We start from the raw sequence: 21,709 nt of genomic DNA on the forward strand, positions 1-21,709 counted from the left end.
GAAATGTCTATAGCGCTGAATTTTGCAGTTGCAAAAGCGGGGGAACCAATCGAGACTGTACGGCTTCGGAAGCCGTGTGTCTCATGGGGTGAATTTTCCGGTCAAGTGCCAGAAATAGGGCGACTCTCACGTCCGAATCCGACAGCTAACCTCGTAAGCGTACAGGGAGAGGCAACAAACCGCCGTGTGCAGCCATGGTTTATTTTATCATGGATATGTCAGAAGCCGGAGGAAAGCCTTTTTCCTTCGGCTTCTTTTTGTTGTCTTTTTATACCGGGAGAGGAGCTACTGATGGAAGGTCGGTTAATTATTGTCACTGCACCGAATGAAGCGGGCAGAAGTTTTGTGAAATTGCTTATTTTCAAAAAATTGGCGTTTGCAGTTCTCACGAATAGCGCCCAGGAGGAACGACAGCTCAAAAAAATGGGTGTGGAGCACATTGTCCGCATCAATACCATGCAAGCGGGAAAATGGAATTTTCCAAAAAAAGAAATTGGTAGTGTGTATTTGTTCGAGAACAGCTTGAATCTGACTTGCCGTTTCCTGCAAATATGTCGACCACTAACATCGGAATCGATCTATGTTATTACACACGGCTGTAATCCACAAGGAATTTATCGGGGATTGGGAGCGGACCATGTGATCTACACATTGAACGGAGAGGTGGGTTTTCTGCTGAACGGATAAGCACTTATGACATAGTTGTTTTATGATTTTATGATGGAATAAGAATGGCGATCTGAGGATCGATACGGAGGGTATAAACATGATGGATATATACATGCTGCTCGTCATGGCTGTGAGTTATGGAGTGATACTGCTGTTTGTACGCTGGTGTGATGCGCAGACCTCTAAAGGAGGACGAAGAGGATGATCGTTATACTCGGGCTTACGGCTATTGTGTTTATGTATTTAATCTACGCACTCCTGAACCCTGAAAAGTTCTAGTCACTTGTAGGGATAGAGCGGGCGAAGAACAACAGATCTGAGCATTAAAGCATCATTGGTAGCAGGTTTTCGCAAACGTGTGCACTTCATAGATGGTCTAATCGGGTCTGTTGTTCCAAACGCAGGAGCATTTTGAAGGAGGAATAGAGGATGGAGCTGCTTCAAATTGGAATTGTGATCGTTATATTGCTGCTCTTGGTAAAGCCAATGGGTACATATATGTATCATGTATTCTCGAATGAACCGAATCGGACGGATCGGATTTTTGGCAGAACAGAAAAGCTGATTTATAAGGTAGTAGGCTTGAAGAAAGTGGAGAGCATGCGTTGGACTACGTATGTTATGAGTTTCATTGCTACGAACGTCGTGCTTGTGGCAATCAGCTACTTGCTGTTGCGTTTACAGGGAATGTTTCCCGGTAATCCGGCTGGAAACAGTAATATGGAAGCATCACTAGCTTTTAATACGGTAATCAGCTTTATGACGAATACGAATCTCCAACATTATAGCGGAGAAAGCGGGCTTACGTATCTGACACAGATGGCGTTCGTCACGATGATGATGTTCACTTCGGCTGCTTCCGGTTTTTCGGTTGCTGCGGCTTTTATGAGAGGATTGACGCGGCGCGGTGAAGGGATGGGCAATTTCTTTCAAGATTTTATTAAAGCTATTATAAGGATTTTCCTGCCGCTGGCCTTTGTGCTTACGCTGGTGCTGGTGGGATTGAAGATACCACAGACGCTACAGCCTACGGCGGATCTTACGACGCTGAGCGGAACACAACAGCAAATTTCTATGGGACCCATTGCTTCTCTGGAGTCCATCAAGCATTTGGGGACGAACGGGGGCGGTTATGCGGGAGCTAACTCTGCGCATCCTTTTGAAAATCCAAGTCCTTGGACGAACGTGCTGGAAATTTTGGCAATGTGGGTAATGCCGGCTTCGTTGCCGTATACCTTTGGATTGTTTGCCCGTAATCGTAAGCAGGGCTGGATTATTTTTAGCTCCATGATGGTATTGTTTCTAATTTTTCTATCCATTACGTATGTGTCTGAGAAGACAGGTAATCCGTTAATCCAGACACTGGGTGTGGATGCTTCTCAGGGAAGCATGGAAGGGAAAGAGGTTCGTTTCGGTATTGGACAATCGGCTTTATTCACTGCGGTCACAACAGCGGCAACGACAGGTTCGGTCAATAATATGCATGATACACTAACCCCGCTAGGTGGCATGGCTGCTTTGGGAGAAATGATGCTAAACGTCATTTTTGGCGGCAAGGGTGTCGGGCTGATGAATATGCTGATGTATGCGATTCTGGGTGTGTTTATATGCGGACTGATGGTCGGGAGAACTCCGGAATTTATGGGAAGGAAAATTGAAGGCAAGGAAATGAAGCTGATCGCCATTGCCATTTTGGTACATCCGTTTCTCATTCTCGTCCCAACTGCGCTTGCGTTTATGAGTCATTGGGGATATGATGCGGTCACTAACCCTGGCTATCACGGGTTGACTCAGGTGCTCTATGAATATGCGTCATCTGCCGCAAATAATGGTTCGGGGTTTGAAGGTCTTTCAGATAACAACGTATTCTGGAATGTAACAACGGGGATGGTTATGTTCTTCGGGCGATATGTATCTATGATTGCATTGTTGGCTGTGGCGGCTTCGTTGAATGCCAAAGCGCCGACTCCGGTGACGACGGGGACACTGCGCACGGACAACAAGTTATTTGGAGCCATTCTGATCGGAGTCGTGCTGCTGATTGGCGCGTTGACCTTTTTACCTGTCATCGTATTGGGACCTGTTGCTGAATTTTTGACCATGTGAAGAAGAAAATGAGAATGGATGAACGGGGTGTTTGACCATGAAGGAACAACGCAAACACATGCTGGACAGAAGCATCTTGAAGCATGCGATCAAGGATAGCTTTATAAAATTAAATCCGATGATGATGATGAAAAATCCTGTCATGTTCGTCGTGGAGATCGGTACATTGGTCGTGCTGCTAATGTTACTGTTTCCCGGTTATTTTGGAACTGACAAGGAAATAGGCTTTAACCTGGCCGTGTTTGTTATTCTGTTGTTTACGTTGCTTTTTGCCAACTTTGCCGAAGCGCTCGCGGAGGGGCGGGGTAAGGCACAAGCTGCCTCTTTAAAAAAATCCAAGCAGGACACGCAAGCTAACAAGCTCGTCGGAAATGACATTCAGGTGGTTAGCTCAACCGAGTTGCGTAAGGGGGACGTAGTTATTGTCTCCCAGGGTGAAATGATTCCAAGCGATGGTGAGGTCATTGAAGGTTTGGCTTCGGTGGATGAATCTGCAATTACGGGAGAATCGGCTCCGGTCATCAAGGAATCGGGTGGTGATTTTTGCTCGGTAACCGGCGGAACGCGAGTGGTTAGTGACCGGATTAAGGTGCGGATTACGACAGAGCCGGGCGAGACATTTATTGATAAAATGATTTCGCTCGTGGAAGGCGCTCAGCGGCAAAAAACGCCGAATGAGATTGCGCTGAACACTTTGCTGATTAGCTTGACGATTATTTTTCTAATTGTGGTGGTTACGCTAGCGCCGATTGCCCGTCATTTTAACATTGATTTGCCTGTTCCTGTGCTGATTTCGTTGCTAGTCTGTCTGATTCCAACCACGATTGGAGGACTGTTGTCAGCCATCGGGATTGCCGGTATGGACCGGGTCACCCAGTTTAATGTGCTAGCCATGTCAGGCAAGGCGGTAGAAGCTTCTGGGGATATCAACACGATGATTCTGGATAAAACAGGTACAATCACCTTCGGGAACCGGATGGCGAGTGAATTCGTGCCTGTAGAGGGCGTGGAGAAGGCAGAGCTAGTGAAGTGGGCAGCGACTAGCTCTATGAAGGATGAGACGCCAGAGGGTCGCTCGGTTCTCGAGTTGATGCGCAAACAGGAGCATACGTTGGATGAATCCTTGGCGGCAGGTGGAACCTTTATCGAATTCAAGGCGGAGACCCGGATGAGTGGTCTGGATCTGGCCGATGGACGAAAGGTACGCAAGGGCGCAGTGGATTCCGTTCGGCAATGGATCGTATCGCAAAATGGCAGTGTTCCAGCCGATCTGGAGGAAAAAGCGAATCAGGTAGCCTCTGAAGGAGGTACACCGTTGGCAGTCGCGCTAGATGATCAGATATACGGTATTATTTATTTAAAGGATACAGTGAAGCCAGGCATGAAGGAACGGTTTGATCAGCTCCGGGAAATGGGTATCCGTACGATCATGTGTACCGGAGATAATCCGCTGACAGCAGCTACAATTGCTCGAGAAGCGGGTGTGGACGACTTTGTAGCTGAGAGCAAGCCGGAGGACAAAATCGCGGTTATCCGACGTGAGCAGGAACAGGGTAAGCTGGTTGCCATGACTGGAGACGGCACCAATGATGCACCTGCGTTGGCGCAAGCCGATGTAGGTCTTGCCATGAATAGCGGCACAGTCGCGGCCAAAGAAGCGGCTAATATGGTGGACTTGGATTCCGATCCGTCCAAAATTATTGAGGTGGTCGCGATCGGCAAGCAGCTGCTTATGACGCGCGGAGCATTGACAACGTTCAGCATTGCGAACGATGTTGCCAAATATTTTGCCATCATCCCGGCGATGTTCATGCTAGCCATTCCACAAATGGGCGCTTTGAACGTCATGGGGCTTGGCTCCCCGCTGTCGGCTATTTTGTCGGCGTTGATCTTTAACGCGGTTATTATTCCGCTTTTGATTCCGCTGGCCATGAAGGGCGTGAAGTATAAGCCGATGAGCTCGGATCGCCTGCTGGGACGGAATTTGCTGATTTACGGTCTGGGCGGTATGGTCGTACCGTTTGTCGGTATAAAGGCCATTGATTTGCTGGTGCATTTGTGGATTTAGCGCAGAAAGGGTGAACGACATGAGTGGTTTTTATCGGATGATGTCTGGACGCAGATTTGCTGCACACGAAAAAGCTGAATCTGGCGGACAAGGTCATAACAAACATACAGGGACCGGGACTGTGTCGGAAGGAAAACCGGAGAGACAAGAGATGCGAGGAAGTACAGTTATTGGAGTGGCTTTGCGAACTTCGGTGCTGATGATTCTCTTGTGCGGTTTGGCATATCCGCTAGCCAGTACAGGAATAGCGCAGGTTCTGTTTCCGCAGCAAGCAAACGGCAGTATGCTTCGTGACGCGGAGGAGCGGGTGGTCGGCTCCGAACTGATTGGGCAGTCTTTCACTGATTCGGCGTTTTTTCAAGGTCGGGTATCGAGCGTTGATTATAATGGGGTTGGTTCAGGCTCTAGTAACTACGCACCGTCGAATCCGGCCTTGATACAGCGAGTCAAGGACTCTATTGCGGATTGGCAGAAGCATAACCCGGATGTGCCTGTTAGTCAGGTTCCGGTGGACCTGATTACGAACTCCGGCTCCGGTCTGGACCCACACATCTCGCCACAGGCGGCATGGGTGCAAATTCCGCGCATTAGCGGCTTGACGGGTATCCCGCAGGATCAACTGAGAGCACTGGTGCAGGAGCAGACAGAAGGCCGCAACGCCGGCGTGTTCGGCGAGCCGCGTGTCAACGTGCTCAAGCTAAATCTTGCGCTTGAGGCGCAAATGAAGGTAGAGCCTGCCAAGCGTTGAGCATTCTCTATGTATACAGGACAAATAAAATAGGAAACAAAAAAGGTATTTCGCTGCCATTGGGGCAAGTGAGATACCTTTTTAATATATTCATATTTGGCTACCGATTAACCTGAAATCGTTTGGATGATGAGCACTACATTCAAGATAATGATGATAGCGGTCACGATCCAGGTTAGTACTTTTTGCCACATTTTATTTGCGAATTCACCCATAATCTTTTTGTCGCTGGTAAAGAGCAGTAATGGAATGATGGCAAAGGGAAGCTGGATGGATAGGATGACCTGGCTCAGCACAAGCAGTTCCTCCGCACCTTTTTCCCCTGCGATGGCAGTGACGATAACCGCTGGAATGATCGCGATGAGGCGGGTCACCAGACGACGCAACCAAGGTGAAAGACGAAGATTCAAAAAGCCCTCCATCACGATTTGCCCGGCTAAAGTGCCTGTTACGGTCGAGTTTTGACCAGAGGCCAGTAACGCTACCCCAAATAGTATGCTCGCCAGTGTGGTTCCCAGTAGGGGCGAAAGCAGATAGTAGGCATCGCTAATTTCGGCTACATCTGTTCTTCCTGCCGTATGGAATACAGCAGCTGCCACGATCAAGATGGCGGCATTAATAAATAATGCGAACATCAGCGCTATACTGGAATCCCAAGTTGCAAATGTAATAGCTTCCCGTTTACCTGCTGAAGTCTGCTCAAATTTGCGAGTTTGTACAATAGAAGAATGCAGATACAGGTTATGCGGCATTACGGTAGCACCCATAATACCGATAGCAATATACAGCATGCTTGGATTCGTCAAAATTTGCGAGTCTGGTACAAAGCCACCCAATACGCCGCCCCATTCCGGTTGTGCCAAAATGAGATTAATGCCAAAACAGCCGGCAATCGTCGCCATCAGTACAATGACGAGGGTTTCCAATGCCCGAAAGCCTTTGTTTTGCAGCAGTAAAATGAGCATAACATCAAATGCGGTAATGATAACTCCGTATAGTAACGGTAGACCAAACAGCAACTTCAGCGCAATGGCTGAACCGATGACCTCGGCTAAATCCATGGCTGCTATGGCAATTTCGCACAAGAGCCATAAGCCGATCGCGACAGGACGACTGTAGGCATCACGGCACATTTGAGCCAAATCTTTACCTGTGGCAATGCCAAGCTTGCCAGATAAGGCTTGCAGCAGGATGGCCATTAGGTTGGAGATTAGAATGACACTAAGCAGCGTGTAGCCGAATTTTGATCCGCCGGCGATGTCTGTAGCCCAGTTGCCGGGGTCCATATAGCCGACTGCGACCATATAGCCGGGTCCAGCAAAGGCAAGAAACTTCCGAAACCAGGTCCCGTCTTTTGGGATGCTCAAGGAACGATTCACTTCCGACAGTGAAGCGATTTCCGCGAAGTTACCCTTTGTATTTTTCATACGCTTCACCTTCTTTATGGATGTTGAAATATATTATTAGTGACATAACGATTGTGTTATCCCTATTGTACACTCCCAATAGTTTTTGTCTAGTACAACTTTTGTGTGGTCAAGCAAGTTAATCGTATTTTTGAAGCAATATGGCCATCGTATAAGCTGAACCTAGAAAAACCAAGCTATATCGCTCTGAGGGGAGCGGCTTGGTCGTTTTGGATTTTTTGAATTGTTGTCCATCTACCGGGTGAAGGCCCGTTCCATATTTTGTGAATTTCCTTCTCACGTGCGACAGAGTTATCCCATCGAATGGGTAGGATTATGAAATGGTCTTACCTTATTCCGTCCCCGAAAATTAAACGACTGGTGGAGATGTTTGTTCAATGTAGACGGCCCAAGTAGGGGCCTATAACATATAGTGTAAACATGGTGGGGTGGAACTAAACGGTAAATGTACTAGTTTACATCCATATTTCAAATGATTCATTTTATGTAGTTCGTTTAAAGTACATACGAGAAGGAAATCATGTATTAACATGACGATAGGTTCCTGCGGAATGCAAAAAATATAGTGAAGGAGAGATGAAATCATGGAAGCATTATACACAGCATCAGCAACGGTACATGGTGGAAGAGACGGTTCAGTCGCTTCATCCGATGGAGTTTTGAAGCATAAGCTCAGCACGCCGAAGGAACTGGGTGGCGCAGGTGGAGAAGCTACGAATCCAGAGCAATTGTTTGCGGCAGGCTATGGTGCCTGCTATGAGAGCGCATTGGCTAATGTGGCCCGGAAGGCTAAGGTGAAGGTGGACAATGTTGAGGTCACCAGCCACGTATCGATCGGCAAGGATCCAAGCGATGGCGGCTTCCAGTTGGCGGTACGTCTGGATGTGAAAATACCCGGTATTGAACGCGCCCAGGCCGAAGATTTGGCACGCCAAGCGCATGATTTTTGTCCGTACTCCAAAGCAACACGCGGTAACATTGATGTCGAGCTTAATGTCATTTGACTGCATTTCTATAACTTCTACACTCTGGCCGCCGATTTATCGGGGGCTTTTGCACATAGATCTTGATTCGCTGAGATTCACGGCCATTTGACATCATCGCCAAAATTCATTAAGATGGCTTAGGTGATTCTGGTCATCAGGTACGAAACAAATTTGAAAAATACGGGTGATATGATGTCTTACAGACCGAATATTGTTAATTTCACGCTGGCTGGCAGCAACGAAAAAGAAGGGCTTTATGAGTTTAAAATGAGTTTGGCCGATGGAACGGAGTGCCGCGTTTTTTCTCAACGTCATCCGGAGTGGACCTTGACGAATATTAGTCGACTGCTAACGACGCCTTGCCCGGTATGCCATAAGGATTTTATCTGCAAGTGTATGGATAAGTTCCATGAGGAGTTTTTAGAGCAAATTAATACGAAACAGCTGTTTGAGAAAGCATTGAGCTAGTTTTTCGAACAGGTAAAGACTATACATTTCTAAACAAGCGTCGGATAATTTCGGCGTTTTTTTGTTTATATTCATATGGTTGCGTTGATGGTATTCATGCCGTTGATTTCCCTGGAGGTGAAATGCTATATGAACCAGTCTGATCATGCTCATTCAGATCACTCCATTGTGTTGGTGGATGGGGTATGCCACTTTTGTCAGGGAGCAGTCCGCTTTATTATCAAGCGTGACCCTAAGGGAACATTTCATTTTGGTTCCCTGCAATCCGAGGCAGGACAAGAACTATTACGTGCAGGAGGACTATCTGCGGATCAGCTGGATACGTTCGTGCTGATTGAAGACGGTACGTATTATACAAGGTCCACCGCGGCTTTGCGAATTGCCAAACGTCTTCGTTTTCCATACCCGCTGGCCTATGGTTTCATCCTGGTACCCCGCTTTGTGCGCAACGCAGTCTATAACTGGGTGGCGCGTAACCGATATCGTTGGTTTGGCAAGGATGAAGAGGATCAATGTCTGATCCCCCCACCAGAAATTAGACAACGATTTTTTTAGTTTCTTTTTTAAGTTTCTTTTTTGGAGCGATGTCTACGAATTAGTAAGATCACAGCGATCACGATCAATATCAGGCTCGTAACAGCTACATACATGATATGTCGTACATTGGGCACGTTAACAGACAATTTTAGCTCGTTAGATTCCAATGGAGCAATGTTCCAGTACAGTGTTTTTCCGTCTTCCGACACACGGTCCGCATTATGGGTAGCAGGTTGGATGGGTAAGGATAGGCTGAAGTTAAGATCCAGCTGCCGCTCCAGTAATTTGCGCGCAAACACATTCATTTGCTTAAATTTGTCACTCAGTCCTTGAGCTTCTTCAGGAAGCATCCGTGGTAGATCGAGCTTCATGGTAAGATCAATATTCGTTGTGAAAAAATGTTGGCTCACAGCGCGCTTTATTTCTAATCCCTCAGGTAGATGTAATCCCTGACTGGGATTTTTTTTGTTTGTGCTCCAATCTCCTTGATAATGCCCCTTGATTTGATATCCCTTTCTTCCCTGTTCAGCTAGCGGCTGTACATCTACATTGTTGCTTTGAATACGCTTGACTAATTGATCTAGCACCCCGGGATTGTCCAACATCATCAGTGTCTGGTTGTTTACGCTGAACGTCGCATCCATATCTACACTTTGATCGAGATGAACATCTACATGGATGTCACCTCGAGCACAGGAAGTTAGGGCAAGCAGACAGCATACCAGCATAAAAATGAGCAGTATTTTTCGTATCCGAACTTGCCGACGTTTGTTCCGATATGGGCTGTACCCTATTGGCTTCATGACCTACACCTCTTTATATGTATTCTTTGGTTTAACGATTGGATATCTTCTATATATTACACATTGGGAGAACGAAAATCGAACGGTATAACGAAATACATAAGAAGAATTATATTTCACAAAATGTTTCCCTAGGTAAAAACTTTAGTGTATACTCTAAAATATAGTATTGATAAAAAATAATTGAATCAAGGAAATAGTTTGTCCCAAAACGAAATTCAAAGGAGGATTTTAAAACATGAAAAAGCAGTTTAAGAAGGCTTTGCCGCGCTGGGTAACGACAGTTGGAGTATTGTCTCTAGCTCTGGTTCTAGCGACTGCATGTACCGATGCTAAGAAGAAGGAGCAGGGAAGTGCGAGAGAGACGGGACAAAAAATAAAGGCTACGGCTACCATCGGTATGATCTCTGACATTGTCGGCAAGGTCGGCGGTAATTATGTGGAGGTCACGGGAATTATGAAGTCAGGCGTTGACCCGCATTTGTACAAGGCTTCACAGGGAGATATGCGCAAGCTGGATCAGGCCGACGTTATTTTTTATAACGGATTGCATCTGGAAGGAAAAATGCAGGACATTCTGGAGAAAATCAGCAAGCAAAAACCCGTCATACCCGTGTCCAAAAACATCGCACAGGATCAGTTGCGTGCAGGTAGCCCGGAAATGGGATCTGAGCATGATCCACATATCTGGTTTAACGTACAGAATTGGATGTCTGCGGTAGAAACCGTCAGAGATGAATTGTCGGCGCTAGACGCTGTTCATGCGGAGGAATATAAGGCCAACGCAGAAGCCTATCTTACTGAGCTGCGAGAGCTGGATGATTACACGAGAGAGCAGATTGCCAGTATACCGGAAGCCCAGCGCGTGCTTGTCACGGCACATGATGCTTTCGGCTATTTCGGAGATGCCTACCACATTCAAGTGAGAGGACTTCAAGGTATGAGCACAGAATCAGAAGCGGGTTCTCAAGATGTGACCAAGCTGCGAGATTATTTGGTGGAGCATAAAATCAAGGCCATATTCGTAGAATCTAGTGTTCCGAGAAAGGCCATAGATGCGGTTATTCAGGGGGCCGCTCAGCAAGGTCATACAATTGAGGTTGGTGGCGAGCTGTATTCGGATGCCATGGGTGAAGAGGGCACAGAAAATGGAACATATATCGGAATGGTCAAGCATAACGTCAATACGATTGTTAAAGCTCTTAAATAAGGAGGCAGAGATACATGGGGCATTCACCACTTGTCGTTCGTGATTTATCGGTAGCTTATCAAAAAAAGCCCGTTTTGTTCGATGTTTCCTTTGAGGTGCCGGAAGGCAAGCTGATTGGTATTATCGGCCCGAACGGGGCTGGGAAATCTACACTGATCAAGGCAACGCTTGGATTGATTCCAAAGCTTAGGGGCGAGGTGCTAGTTTACGGCAAGCCCTATAAGCAACAGCTGCTTAAGGTTGGCTATGTACCACAGCGGGAGTCGGTGGATTGGGATTTTCCGACGAACGCATTGGATGTGGTTTTGATGGGACGGTATGGCAGATTGGGCTGGTTTAAGCGTCCGGGAGCAGCAGATCGTCAGGCTGCAATGGAGAGTTTGGACAAAGTTGGAATGAGCCAATATGCAGACAGACAGATTAGTCAATTGTCTGGCGGCCAGCAACAACGTGTTTTTTTAGCCAGAGCACTCGCGCAGGACGCTCAGCTTTATTTTATGGATGAACCGTTCGTCGGTGTGGACGCTGCAACGGAAAAAGCCATTATTTCATTGCTCAACGATCTGAAACAGCAGGGTAAAACCGTGCTTGTCGTTCATCATGATTTATCTACAGTCACGGATTATTTTGATCAGGTTATGCTGTTGAACGGGCATCTTATGGCGTTTGGAGAGACGACAGATATTTTTACCGAGGAAAATCTGCAGCGTACGTATGGCGGGCGTCTGAGTATACTCAAAACAGGCCCGGATTCCGGCACGATACTTGGAGTGAGGTGAGCAGTATGACAAGCTTGGCAACGCTTTTGACCGATCCAAACATGCAGTGGATTTTGCTGGGCTGCATTTTGCTCGGTTTAAGCAGCGGGGTGATTGGCAGTTTTATGTATTTGCGCAAGCAGTCGCTCATGGGAGATGCTTTGGCACATGCGGCTTTGCCGGGGGTATGTGTGGCATTTATGATCACAGGTACAAAATCTGTGTTTGGATTTATGATTGGGGCCGCCATTGCAGGGATTGTTGCGACCTTTGCTATCAGTGCGTTAACCCGGTATTCGCGAATTAAAAGCGATTCGGCGATTGCAGCGGTGCTGTCGGTATTTTTTGGCTTTGGCATTATGTTGTTGACCGAAATTCAGCATAGTGGCGCAGGAAACCAAAGCGGATTGGACAAATTTCTATTTGGTCAAGCTGCGGCAATGGTATTGTCTGATGTCTATACGATGGCGGTAATTTCAGTGGTACTCATCGGAATATGTATATTATTTTTTAAGGAATTTAAGTTGCTCAGCTTTGATCCTGGCTTTGCGCGCGGACTTGGTTTTCCGGCAGGTTGGCTGGATAAGTTGTTGATGCTATTGATTGTCATTGCGGTGGTTGCTGGCATTCAGGCCGTGGGAGTCATAATGATGGCTGCCTTGCTGATTACCCCGGCAGTGTCGGCAAGATACTGGACAGAGAAGCTGGGTGTCATGGTGTGTCTATCAGGCTTGTTTGGTGCTATAGCGGGGCTTGGTGGGACGCTCATTAGCTCTCTGGGGCAAAATCTGCCTACAGGACCGTTATGTGTGTTGTGTGCGACTGTGGTGTTTGGAATGAGCTTGATTTTTGCGCCGCAGCGCGGGATGATCTCCAAGGCTATCGTTCGGTTGAACGCCAGGAAAAATCTGGAGCTGACAGTCGGAACACAGCCAAGGGAGGAGCGTGCCCTATGAGTTCATTTTATGTAATTTTGACGGGAATGTTAGTGGCAGGGGGATGTAGTATCGTTGGGTGCTTTCTTGTGCTCCGAAAAATGGCTATGATCGGTGATGCAATCAGTCATGCGGTACTACCGGGGATTGTCATTGCCTTTCTCATTAGCGGATCGAGAGATTCGGTGTGGATGATGTTTGGTGCGGCAGTGCTGGGTCTTCTAACGGTGTATTTGATTCAGCTGTTCCAACAAAGCGGTCTGCAAAGTGATGCTGCCATTGGCGTGGTGTTTACGTCATTGTTTGCTATCGGTGTTTTGCTGATCAGCGTGTTTGCTTCCAATGCCCATCTGGATATGGATCACGTTTTATATGGGGAAATTGCTTATGTGCCGTGGAATACGTTAGAGATAGCCGGCTTTGATGTAGGTCCGAGGGCTGTGTGGATTACGGGTGCGATGTTTTTGATCAATTTGCTCGTGATAGGGGGCTTTTTCAAGCAATTTAAAATTACTTCCTTCGATCCCGCTTTGGCAGCTTCATTAGGCATTCCAGTTGTTTTTTTTCATTATCTGCTGATGAGTCTCGTCTCACTAACGACGGTGGCGTCATTTGAGAGCGTGGGCGCAATTCTGGTGGTTGGCATGCTCGTTGTACCGCCTCTTACCGCTTATTTGCTGACGGAGAAGTTGTCCCGTATGATTGTATACAGTGTCGGACTTGGAGCCATCAGCTCGGTCGCAGGCTTTTACACAGCAAGTGTATTGGATGCTTCTATTGCGGCATGTATGCTGTGTGTATCGGGTGTGTTGCTGCTTTTGGCTTTTCTCTTTTCCCCGTCTCACGGTGTGGTATGGCAAAAGTTAATTCAACAGCGGGGGATCGTTGGCGAAGATAGCAAGTGATTATAGGAAGTGATCCCATATGAGTTACCCAATATAGCGTGCATTCAGGCATAAGAGACCCGAATGCACGTTTTTTTGCGCTTATGCTACCCTGTGCGGCTTTTTTTGGGGCAAGCTTGATTGATCATCTTGAATTGATTGGGACACGGGAGTACATTCATTACAACCATATAAGATGGACGGAACGAGCGGCTACGCTGTGGGGAGGAACGAAAGTGGAGAGCTTCAAACGTAAATCACCAGAGGAAATACTGGATTCGATTAACAAACTGCATCGAGGCAGACTCAAAATATACATGGGTGCGGTCAGTGGCTCGGGTAAAACGTATCACATGCTGCATGAGGGACGGTCGCTGCAGCATGAAGGTATCGATGTTGTGATTTGTGCGGTATCGACCATGCAGCGGCCTGTGACCGTGGAACAGGTCGGCACGTTGGAGCGCGTGCCTAGTATTCATTGGATAAAAGATGGTGAGGAGCAAAAGGATCTGGATGTGGAAGCTTTGGTGGCACGAAATCCCGAGGTGGTACTGGTGGATCATTTGGCACATCATAACCGCAAAGACGCCCCATTTCCAACACGGCTGGAGGATATTCGGTATTTGCTGGAGCAGGGGATTAGTGTCATTACGACGGTCAATGTTTATGAACTCGAAGGAATTACGGAGTGGGTATATCAGCTGACAGGCTTTGAAGCGGAATATACGGTTCCGGTTGATACACTGGAGCTGGCGGATGAAATTCGTCTGATTGATGCCACCCCGGAGATGATTTTGGAACGGCTGGCGAAAGGCTACATGCATACGCCCAATCCTGAGATGTTTCACCGGGGAAATCTGGGTAAATTGCGTGAGCTTGCCTTGCGATTGGTAGCAGAGGATGTGAATGATTCGCTGGAACGGCACCGGGAGGAGTTGGGCTTGCACGGGGCGTCAGGAGCCGCAGAGCGTATTTTAGTACCTGTCCAATATCATTGGAATGGGTCCATTTATGTACGCAGGGGGGAACAGGTCGCCAAGCGGTTGGGTGGAGATATGCTAGTAGTCTCCTTTGTCAGCTCGAAGCGCAAGCTGTCCAAGGAATCAGCAGCCTTTAAGCGCTCAATTGAGCAATTGGCTGACAAGATAGGATCAACATTTGAAGAAATCCCGCTTTTTTCCCGCAGAAGGTTGCCTCGCCAACTGATTCATTATGCGGTGACGCACAATGTTACCCGTATTGTTATGGGACATTCTCGGCAGACTCCGTGGCAGGAGCTGATGAAAGGATCGCTGGTGAACGGGATTTTAAAACGAATGAAAAATATGGATCTACTGCTGATTGCGGACCGAGCCGAGCAGGAGGGTGAGCGAATTTTACCAACGATGAGACAGGAGGTAGAAGAGAATGACCCGTATCATCGTTTGAGCGTTGAGGAAGCACAGGCTGAGGCAGCCAAAATCCTGCGAGGCAAGCTCAAGGTATACATTGGCGCTGCTCCGGGGGTCGGCAAAACATACACGATGCTGAGAGAGGGAAACGATCTGCTGGAGAGCGGGATTGATGTGGTTATCGGATTGCTGGAAACGCACGGAAGAGCAGAAACATTGGCCCAGGTAGGCTCTCTGGAGATGATCCCTCGTCAGTCCATTGAGCGTCATGGCGCACACTTGGAAGAAATGGACACCGAAGCTATTCTCAGGCGCAATCCCGAGGTGGTGCTAATTGATGAGCTGGCTCATACCAACGTCCCAGGAAGTCTGAGATCCAAGCGCTATGAGGATGTGCTCGCCATTTTGGAACAAGGGATCTCTGTGATATCCACAATGAATGTACAGCATCTGGAGAGCTTAAATGATGCGGTAGAACAGATTACTGGCATACGAGTGAGAGAGACTGTTCCAGACCATATGATGCGTCTGGCCGATGAAGTGCAGCTTGTTGATGTGGCTCCCAAATCGTTGCAGCAACGTATGCGTGAGGGCAAAATATACGATCCTGCGAAGGTGGAACAGGCACTTAGCCACTTTTTTAAACTGGGCAATCTGATTGCGTTGCGTGAACTTGCTTTGCGGGAATTGGCAGATGACGTAGATGAGCGGCTAGAATCCTGGGATCGACACGAATCACTTCGGGGACCGTGGCGCAGGGAGGAAGTGATCTTCGTAGGCGTGACGCTAAGCGAAAATGCTGAAAGGTTGATCCGCCGTGGTTTTCGTATCGCCTTTCGGCTAAAGGCTGTGTGGATTGTGACGTATGCTCATGTCGGTGAGTGTATACCCGAGAGACTGAACCCTCGTCTGGAACAACTAAAGTTGCTGACCCACCGACTGGGGGGAACCTTTGAGATGCGGCTTGTTTCCAGCCGACGCGAGATTGCCGACATTTTGATTGCTCCGGTGGAAGGATATTCAGGAACGCAGCTTATCGTGGGGCAGTCTTCCCGAAGTAGCTGTTGGGGTAAGTCTGCGGTTGTGCCGAGGATTCTCCGTCAAGCACGTCATATGGATGTTCTAATTGTGGCGGATTATGATCCGGATATTAAGCTGGAGGTAGATCATTAATTAGCCCAGCAAATTCATAAATAGTCATATGCTGGTTACCGATGGTTCGCTGCTTCCATAGTATATTCTATCTCAAAGAAATGGAGGCGAATTTAAATGTTTAAACATCGTAAGCATCATTGTCATTTTCCAAAGCCAAAAAAACGTGTCTTTAAGAAGATCATTAAGGTGACTGTCATTAAGTTTAAACCTAAATTTGAACGTGATCATCGGAAACATGAAGATTTTGATAAGAAATGTCATTGCCGGAAACGTCATCATCGCCATCATCGCCATCATGACTGTCATCGTCGTCACCACAAATTCTACTAAGATGAAGATGGTAGGAGGCGGGGCTAGACTGCCCGCCTTCTCTTAGTACGAGGATTTTGGAAGATACTTGCACAAAAAATACTTGCTCTAATATAAGCGCTATGCTATTCTACCAGTAAATAGATTGCACGTGACGGAAGCACCGTTCACCAACCGTATGTACTTACGGATGGATGAACGGTGCTTTTTTGCGTTGTTGTGTTAGGGAAGGGATGAGCATTATGATTCCAGTGAAAGTGGTATTAGCCGTAGAAGGTCGGGATTATATTGAGCCGCTGCTGAATTATGTTCACGTAAGCGAGTACGCTAGAAGGCTGAGAATAACGGCTTTTTCGCAACCGGAGGCATTTCATCAATACATGATGGAAACCAGCGGAATGAAAAGACCGGATGTGGTGGTTGGTGAAACTCCCTTTTTGAATCTATGGACAGACAGGGAAGCTGCTGATATTCCTTGTTTGGTATTGCATGAGGGAGAACAAGTGAGCGAATATGGACAGCCTTTATTAAAATATCAGCCTTTATCTGAACTGGTCGGTTTTATTTTGGAAACGGCGAGACAGAAGTCAAATGGTCGGAAAAGTGTAAACAGCCGGGAAGGTGGGATGATTATCGGCATGGTAGCAGCTTCCGGAGGACTGGGCAAGACAACGGCCGCACTCAATATGTCCAAACAGCTGGGGAATGAGGGATATTCGGTATTCTATCTGAATCTGGAGACGGTGGATTCAAGCTCATTATTCACTGGTTCAGGCAGTGCTAGCGGAGCAGAAGGAGAAGGGCTGTCCAGGCTGCTCTATGATCTCAAGGCAGAAGGGAGTGAGGAGACTCCGTTATCCATTGCTTCCTATTGTGTTCGTCGCCCTGAAATTCAGGCGGATACTTTTCAGCCTGTCTATAATCGCAAGGAGCTGACGGATATGACTTGTGATGAAGCGAAAGAGCTGATTCGAACAGTTGCCGAAAGTGGACAGTATGATGTAGTGATCGTAGATGGCGATTCTGAAAAAGGTGATCGGGCTCAAGCCGTGCTTGAAGCTAGTCATAAGCTGATTTGGCTGCTGGCAGACGATTTAATGAGCATGCACAAGTGCGGATTATGGCTGGATGTTTTAGAAACCACGCGGCCTGAAGGGCTTGAAGACATGATATGCAAAACCAGCTTTGTGGTGAACCGCTATATGGGAACTATGATCAACTCGTTACCTCGTGACTTCATGGAGCTAAACGGAGCCTTACCCTATATACCTTCATGGAAACAGATGCAGCACCGTGAGCTGTTGCTAAGTTCACCAATTTATCAGCGGGAAATTCGTCATCTATGCCGCGAGCTGCTGAATGTGGACGGTGTAACACATCCGGCCACCGTTTGGTCTTAAAAGGGGCTGATGAACATGAATGAGGGACGATTTAAGGCATTGCGAGCAGATATCCGAAACGGGCTGGACGTAACGTCTTCGGTAAAGGATGCAGATCTGGTACGGCATATTGAAAATCGAATTTTACACGATGTAGAGCTGGTGGGCTTAACTTCCCGTGAGAAGCACGCACTTGTCCGCAAGATTTTTAACTCTTTCCGTGGGCTGGACGTACTCCAGCCATTGATTGACGACCCGACCGTTACGGAAATTATGATCAACAGTCACCGGGAAATCTTTGTGGAGCGGGCTGGTGAGGTGATGCAGGTATCCGATCAATTTGAATCCCGCGAGCGACTGGAGGATTTAATCCAGACGATTGTAGCCGGGGTGAATCGAATTGTGAATGAGGCTTCCCCCATTGTGGATGCCCGATTAAAGGATGGATCACGCGTAAATATTGTGCTACCTCCGGTTGCTCTCAAGGGTCCGACGATGACCATACGGAAGTTTCCCGAGCGTCCTATGACGATGGATGACTTGATACGAATGGGTGCGCTGGATGCAGAAGCCGCTGCTATGCTCAAGGACTTGGTACGTAGCAAGTACAACATTTTTATAAGCGGAGGAACGGGTTCTGGTAAAACAACTTTTCTGAATGCATTATCCCAATTTATCCCGCCATCTGAACGGATTATTACCATTGAAGATTCAGCAGAGCTGCAAATTGTGACGGTCCCTAATCTGGTTTCCATGGAAACACGGAATGCGAACACCGAGGGGAAGGGAGAAATCACAATTCGTGATCTGATTCGTTCCTCCCTGCGTATGCGGCCCAACCGCATTGTGGTGGGTGAGGTCCGGGGGAGTGAGGCATTGGATATGCTGCAAGCGATGAACACAGGACACGATGGATCGCTGTCAACTGGCCACGCAAATAATATCCGCGATATGGTCAGCCGGCTGGAAACGATGGTGCTGGGAGGGGCAGAGCTTCCGCTTGGAGTAGTACGACAGCAGATCAGCTCGGCTATTGATATATTTGTTCATCTGTCACGGATGCGCGACAAATCCAGACGAGTGCTGGAAATTAGCGAAGTGATTGGTTTTGAAAAGGGTGAGGTGACGCTTAACCCCCTTTATCGGTTTCAGGAGCGAGGAGAAAGCAAGGGGCGAATCGTAGGAGGTCTGGAACGTTGTGGCGAGGGTCTGCAACATACTTTGAAGCTGCAAATGGCCGGGATCAATCCGGAAAACTGGCACAGGGGAGGCGTATCAGCGTGAAGTCAGGAAAAACGGCGGCCAAGCAAGTATCACGTGAGGCCCCTTCTCTGCCAGATTATACGGTGTATACATTATCGACAGTCCAAAAAAGTCTGTGCATATTCTTTAGTGGCGTGTTGTTCGCGATGATCGGTTATCTATTTTATCACCAATGGATATTATCGTTGCTGTGCGCTGCCGGGGCTGGGGTGATGCCTCGTTATTTTAGGCAATTTTTGCTGCAAAGACGCAGGTCTGCCCTAAGCATCCAATTCAAACAGGCTTTATATTCGCTCTCGTCTTCTCTTTCAGCGGGAAGGTCGGTGGAGAATGGTTTTCGTGAGGCTGTAGAGGATTTGAGATTGCTTAGTCCAGATGGAGATCACGACCTGATTTTTGAATTTAACATCATTACCGCCTGTATCGAAATCGGACAGCCTGTAGAAACCGCTTTGCAGGATTTGGCCCGTCGGGCCCAGATGGAGGATATTACTAATTTTGCGGATGTATTTGCGGCTTGCAAACGAACCGGAGGTGATCTGGTGGAAGTCGTAAGACGAGCTTCAAGTGTCATTGGTGAGAAGCTGGAAATTCAGCAGGAGATCGGTGTAATGATTGCGCAGAAACGTTTTGAATCGAGGGTTATGTTTGCGGCGCCTTTTTTGTTTGTATTGTTTATGACCATGACAGCGGGTGATTACATGATGCCCTTATACAGCGGTACAGGTATGATTTTATCAACCTTTTGTTTATTGGTGCTTGGTGGGTGTCTCGTGTGGATCAACCACATTATGAAGATTGAAGTGTAAGGAGAGATGGGTGTGGTGATGTTGATTTGTCTGGTCATGCTGGTTCTGCAAGTGGGAGGTTGGGTGGTGCTGAACCAGATGCACGGTGCTAAGTATGCGCATTTTCGCCATATGAAGTTGGAGGGACTGCGGCTGCAAAGACTTTCAGTCCCATTTGTACACATGATTCATGCTTCACGTGCTACTCATAGACTGCCTTTGCTAATGTTCAAGCTCCAGCGTTCGGTGCAAAAGCTGTATGGTATGCGTAACAGCGGAGAAAAAACGATGCTTTTTCTGGCAGAAATGTTGGGTTACGGATATATGATGGCTGCTGGTGGAGCTATAATATCGCTTTTGCTGGGTGGGGATGCGACCGGGCTGGTGCTCGGATTGGGACTTGGTCTTCTGGTACCCATCGCGCTGATCAAGGATTTGCACGGGAAAGTACAGAAGCGGGATCAGCAAATTTTAATGGAACTGCCTGAACTGTTGAGTAAAATGATGCTTTTAGTAGGTGCAGGTGAGACGGTACAACGGGCATTGCTACATTGCGTGGAACGTAAAGGGGCGGATACGGAACATCCGTTGTATCGAGAACTGAGGCAGACGGTGGCAGAATGGGAAAGCGGCTTTTCCTTTCAACAGGCATTTGAGCACCTGAGCAAACGTTGTGGTATTCAGGAAATGACAGTATTTACGACGACAGTTTTGTTGAATATGAGGCGCGGCGGGAGCGATTTCGTGATGGCTTTACGTGAGTTGTCCCAGACGTTATGGGGCAAGCGGACTTCAATTAGCCGCACAAGAGGGGAGCAGGCTTCATCTAAGCTGGTATTCCCGATGGCGCTGATTTTGCTAACGGTAATTGTGCTGGTGGGCGCTCCGGCTTTAATGATGATGAATATGTAGGAGGAATACAACGATGATGACATTAGTAACAGGCAGTATTCGTAAATTGTACAAGGATGAGGATGGTCTGGGTACGTTAGAAATGATCCTGATCATTGCCATTCTGATTGCGGTGGCAATTATTTTTAAGGATCAGATCAAGAAAATTGTAGAAGGGCTTTTGAAAAAGGCGGATAAAAAAAGTAACGATTTTATGGATTCATAATGCTGCGCAAATTAGCACAAAAAGAGGACGGGAGCTTCTCCTTGGAAGCTTCCCTCGTCTTTCCCATTCTATTGCTGGTCATTTTTGTGATGTTATTTTTTTGCCTATATATATATCAAAAATCTATATTGGTGCAAGTCGCTTCTACTGCTTCAGAAAGAGCCGCTTACAGCTGGGATAACAGCTTCAAGGACCCACGTACAGGAGCATTTGCGCAAGGGCAACGGGATTCTCTCTATTGGCGCTTGAAGGATGATGTTATGCTGGGAGCCCTGTTTGGCTGGACCGGAGCCAACAATCAGGAAAATGTACAGGTGCCGGGCGGCAATGGGGGAGGCTCGTTACCTGCTCAAAAGCTGTCCAATGCAGAAAATAAAATGCCTGCGGGCATGCAGGGGCAGATGACATATGAGAACAGTATGATTCACCGTAAGGTGACCACAAAGTTAAATAAGATCGTGAAGGTACCTTTGCTGAATCAGTTTTTAGATCAGACAGATTTGCAAGGGAAAATGAGCTCTGGCGTGGTCGAACCTGTGGAATGGATTCGTACGGTGGAGTTGGTCCGTTATTATGGTGCGAAGTTTATGGGCAGAGGATCAGGTGAAAAGGTAGATTCGGCAGTTGTAGGCAAAGTATTGATGCAATATGGTCAAAATGGTCAGTGAGAAGTAAGGAATAGGAATGTAACTGGGAAGGAGGAAGCGG

At 47.4% G+C, this 21,709-nt stretch carries 21 protein-coding genes and 1 riboswitch; of the genes, 19 read left to right on the plus strand and 2 right to left on the minus strand.

What is annotated here, in order from left to right:
* Window positions 1-3 precede the first annotated feature (3 nt).
* Window positions 4-176: riboswitch (cyclic di-AMP (ydaO/yuaA leader) on the plus strand.
* 115 nt (window positions 177-291) lie between these two features.
* The 5 genes from G9G53_RS01585 (at window position 292) to kdpC (ending at window position 5,591) form a co-directional block, all read left to right on the plus strand.
* Window positions 292-687 carry a hypothetical protein gene (locus G9G53_RS01585; RefSeq protein WP_023987603.1) on the plus strand — a complete coding sequence of 132 codons (396 nt, stop codon included), beginning with the start codon at window positions 292-294 and terminating at the stop codon, window positions 685-687.
* Between the two features lie 183 nt (window positions 688-870).
* Window positions 871-948 (plus strand): potassium-transporting ATPase subunit F, encoded by a 78-nt coding sequence (locus tag G9G53_RS26860; RefSeq protein WP_071559652.1) that lies wholly within the window; start codon window positions 871-873, stop codon window positions 946-948.
* A 150-nt stretch (window positions 949-1,098) separates the two neighbouring features.
* The gene (gene kdpA, locus G9G53_RS01595) at window positions 1,099-2,775 is read left to right on the plus strand and encodes a potassium-transporting ATPase subunit KdpA (RefSeq protein WP_165144907.1); all 1,677 of its coding nucleotides are present in this window, start codon (window positions 1,099-1,101) and stop codon (window positions 2,773-2,775) included.
* A gap of 37 nt (window positions 2,776-2,812) precedes the next feature.
* Window positions 2,813-4,843: a potassium-transporting ATPase subunit KdpB gene (kdpB, locus tag G9G53_RS01600; protein WP_029516352.1), complete on the plus strand. Its 2,031-nt coding sequence runs from the start codon at window positions 2,813-2,815 to the stop codon at window positions 4,841-4,843.
* 19 nt (window positions 4,844-4,862) lie between these two features.
* Window positions 4,863-5,591: a potassium-transporting ATPase subunit KdpC gene (gene kdpC / locus G9G53_RS01605; RefSeq protein WP_029516353.1), complete on the plus strand. Its 729-nt coding sequence runs from the start codon at window positions 4,863-4,865 to the stop codon at window positions 5,589-5,591.
* Between the two features lie 107 nt (window positions 5,592-5,698).
* Here kdpC and G9G53_RS01610 read toward each other — a convergent pair whose 3' ends face one another.
* Complete coding sequence (locus tag G9G53_RS01610) at window positions 5,699-7,018, minus strand: Nramp family divalent metal transporter (protein ID WP_165144910.1); 1,320 nt, start codon at window positions 7,016-7,018, stop codon at window positions 5,699-5,701.
* Window positions 7,019-7,602: 584 nt separating this feature from the next.
* Between G9G53_RS01610 and G9G53_RS01615 the strand changes: the two genes are divergently transcribed.
* The 3 genes from G9G53_RS01615 to G9G53_RS01625 all read left to right on the plus strand — a co-directional run bounded on the left by G9G53_RS01615 (window position 7,603) and on the right by G9G53_RS01625 (window position 9,027).
* On the plus strand, window positions 7,603-8,022 hold the full coding sequence (locus G9G53_RS01615; RefSeq protein ID WP_013309264.1) for an organic hydroperoxide resistance protein: 420 nt from the start codon (window positions 7,603-7,605) through the stop codon (window positions 8,020-8,022).
* A 123-nt stretch (window positions 8,023-8,145) separates the two neighbouring features.
* On the plus strand, window positions 8,146-8,472 hold the full coding sequence (locus G9G53_RS01620) for a hypothetical protein (protein WP_013309265.1): 327 nt from the start codon (window positions 8,146-8,148) through the stop codon (window positions 8,470-8,472).
* Window positions 8,473-8,601: 129 nt separating this feature from the next.
* Window positions 8,602-9,027: a thiol-disulfide oxidoreductase DCC family protein gene (locus tag G9G53_RS01625; protein WP_029516356.1), complete on the plus strand. Its 426-nt coding sequence runs from the start codon at window positions 8,602-8,604 to the stop codon at window positions 9,025-9,027.
* An 8-nt stretch (window positions 9,028-9,035) separates the two neighbouring features.
* Here the strand turns inward: G9G53_RS01625 and G9G53_RS01630 are convergent, their stop codons facing one another.
* Window positions 9,036-9,812, minus strand: a complete 777-nt coding sequence (locus G9G53_RS01630) for a DUF3153 domain-containing protein (protein ID WP_049816931.1) — start codon at window positions 9,810-9,812, stop codon at window positions 9,036-9,038.
* Window positions 9,813-10,050: 238 nt separating this feature from the next.
* Between G9G53_RS01630 and G9G53_RS01635 the strand changes: the two genes are divergently transcribed.
* The 11 genes from G9G53_RS01635 (at window position 10,051) to G9G53_RS01685 (ending at window position 21,669) form a co-directional block, all read left to right on the plus strand.
* Window positions 10,051-11,022 (plus strand): metal ABC transporter solute-binding protein, Zn/Mn family, encoded by a 972-nt coding sequence (locus G9G53_RS01635; RefSeq protein ID WP_069012200.1) that lies wholly within the window; start codon window positions 10,051-10,053, stop codon window positions 11,020-11,022.
* A 14-nt stretch (window positions 11,023-11,036) separates the two neighbouring features.
* Window positions 11,037-11,801 carry a metal ABC transporter ATP-binding protein gene (locus G9G53_RS01640; RefSeq protein ID WP_029516358.1) on the plus strand — a complete coding sequence of 255 codons (765 nt, stop codon included), beginning with the start codon at window positions 11,037-11,039 and terminating at the stop codon, window positions 11,799-11,801.
* 5 nt (window positions 11,802-11,806) lie between these two features.
* Window positions 11,807-12,736: a metal ABC transporter permease gene (locus G9G53_RS01645; protein ID WP_029516359.1), complete on the plus strand. Its 930-nt coding sequence runs from the start codon at window positions 11,807-11,809 to the stop codon at window positions 12,734-12,736.
* On the plus strand, window positions 12,733-13,620 hold the full coding sequence (locus G9G53_RS01650; protein WP_029516360.1) for a metal ABC transporter permease: 888 nt from the start codon (window positions 12,733-12,735) through the stop codon (window positions 13,618-13,620). Before G9G53_RS01645 ends, G9G53_RS01650 begins: the two co-directional genes overlap by 4 nt.
* A gap of 215 nt (window positions 13,621-13,835) precedes the next feature.
* On the plus strand, window positions 13,836-16,163 hold the full coding sequence (locus tag G9G53_RS01655) for a histidine kinase (protein WP_165145395.1): 2,328 nt from the start codon (window positions 13,836-13,838) through the stop codon (window positions 16,161-16,163).
* A 533-nt stretch (window positions 16,164-16,696) separates the two neighbouring features.
* Entirely contained in the window at window positions 16,697-17,854 is a 1,158-nt protein-coding gene (locus G9G53_RS01660; protein ID WP_029516363.1) for a hypothetical protein, read from the plus strand.
* Window positions 17,855-17,869: 15 nt separating this feature from the next.
* On the plus strand, window positions 17,870-19,117 hold the full coding sequence (locus G9G53_RS01665; RefSeq protein WP_029516364.1) for a CpaF family protein: 1,248 nt from the start codon (window positions 17,870-17,872) through the stop codon (window positions 19,115-19,117).
* Entirely contained in the window at window positions 19,114-19,905 is a 792-nt protein-coding gene (locus G9G53_RS01670) for a type II secretion system F family protein (protein ID WP_029516365.1), read from the plus strand. Before G9G53_RS01665 ends, G9G53_RS01670 begins: the two co-directional genes overlap by 4 nt.
* A 6-nt stretch (window positions 19,906-19,911) precedes the next feature.
* Complete coding sequence (locus G9G53_RS01675; protein ID WP_080658600.1) at window positions 19,912-20,796, plus strand: type II secretion system F family protein; 885 nt, start codon at window positions 19,912-19,914, stop codon at window positions 20,794-20,796.
* 13 nt (window positions 20,797-20,809) lie between these two features.
* A complete protein-coding gene (locus tag G9G53_RS01680) occupies window positions 20,810-21,001 on the plus strand; it encodes a Flp1 family type IVb pilin (protein ID WP_013309278.1) in 192 nt (63 codons plus the stop codon).
* The gene (locus G9G53_RS01685) at window positions 21,001-21,669 is read left to right on the plus strand and encodes a TadE/TadG family type IV pilus assembly protein (protein WP_165144913.1); all 669 of its coding nucleotides are present in this window, start codon (window positions 21,001-21,003) and stop codon (window positions 21,667-21,669) included. Before G9G53_RS01680 ends, G9G53_RS01685 begins: the two co-directional genes overlap by 1 nt.
* Window positions 21,670-21,709 lie beyond the last annotated feature (40 nt).

The sequence above is a fragment of the Paenibacillus sp. EKM206P genome, assembly GCF_011066155.1.
GTDB classification, from domain to species: Bacteria; Bacillota; Bacilli; order Paenibacillales; family Paenibacillaceae; genus Paenibacillus; species Paenibacillus polymyxa_D.

Bases quoted from the DNA above. Each gene is read 5' to 3' on its own strand.
- kdpC (WP_029516353.1), top strand. From the start codon at position 4,863: ATGAGTGGTTTTTATCGGATGATGTCTGGACGCAGATTTGCTGCACAC.
- G9G53_RS01675 (WP_080658600.1), top strand. From the start codon at position 19,912: ATGGGTGTGGTGATGTTGATTTGTCTGGTCATGCTGGTTCTGCAAGTG.
- G9G53_RS26860 (WP_071559652.1), top strand. From the start codon at position 871: ATGATCGTTATACTCGGGCTTACGGCTATTGTGTTTATGTATTTAATC.
- G9G53_RS01685 (WP_165144913.1), top strand. From the start codon at position 21,001: ATGCTGCGCAAATTAGCACAAAAAGAGGACGGGAGCTTCTCCTTGGAA.
- G9G53_RS01585 (WP_023987603.1), top strand. From the start codon at position 292: ATGGAAGGTCGGTTAATTATTGTCACTGCACCGAATGAAGCGGGCAGA.
- kdpB (WP_029516352.1), top strand. From the start codon at position 2,813: ATGAAGGAACAACGCAAACACATGCTGGACAGAAGCATCTTGAAGCAT.
- G9G53_RS01630 (WP_049816931.1), bottom strand. From the start codon at position 9,812: ATGAAGCCAATAGGGTACAGCCCATATCGGAACAAACGTCGGCAAGTT.
- G9G53_RS01640 (WP_029516358.1), top strand. From the start codon at position 11,037: ATGGGGCATTCACCACTTGTCGTTCGTGATTTATCGGTAGCTTATCAA.
- G9G53_RS01625 (WP_029516356.1), top strand. From the start codon at position 8,602: ATGAACCAGTCTGATCATGCTCATTCAGATCACTCCATTGTGTTGGTG.
- G9G53_RS01615 (WP_013309264.1), top strand. From the start codon at position 7,603: ATGGAAGCATTATACACAGCATCAGCAACGGTACATGGTGGAAGAGAC.
- G9G53_RS01660 (WP_029516363.1), top strand. From the start codon at position 16,697: ATGATTCCAGTGAAAGTGGTATTAGCCGTAGAAGGTCGGGATTATATT.
- G9G53_RS01610 (WP_165144910.1), bottom strand. From the start codon at position 7,018: ATGAAAAATACAAAGGGTAACTTCGCGGAAATCGCTTCACTGTCGGAA.
- G9G53_RS01635 (WP_069012200.1), top strand. From the start codon at position 10,051: ATGAAAAAGCAGTTTAAGAAGGCTTTGCCGCGCTGGGTAACGACAGTT.
- G9G53_RS01665 (WP_029516364.1), top strand. From the start codon at position 17,870: ATGAATGAGGGACGATTTAAGGCATTGCGAGCAGATATCCGAAACGGG.
- kdpA (WP_165144907.1), top strand. From the start codon at position 1,099: ATGGAGCTGCTTCAAATTGGAATTGTGATCGTTATATTGCTGCTCTTG.
- G9G53_RS01650 (WP_029516360.1), top strand. From the start codon at position 12,733: ATGAGTTCATTTTATGTAATTTTGACGGGAATGTTAGTGGCAGGGGGA.
- G9G53_RS01645 (WP_029516359.1), top strand. From the start codon at position 11,807: ATGACAAGCTTGGCAACGCTTTTGACCGATCCAAACATGCAGTGGATT.
- G9G53_RS01680 (WP_013309278.1), top strand. From the start codon at position 20,810: ATGATGACATTAGTAACAGGCAGTATTCGTAAATTGTACAAGGATGAG.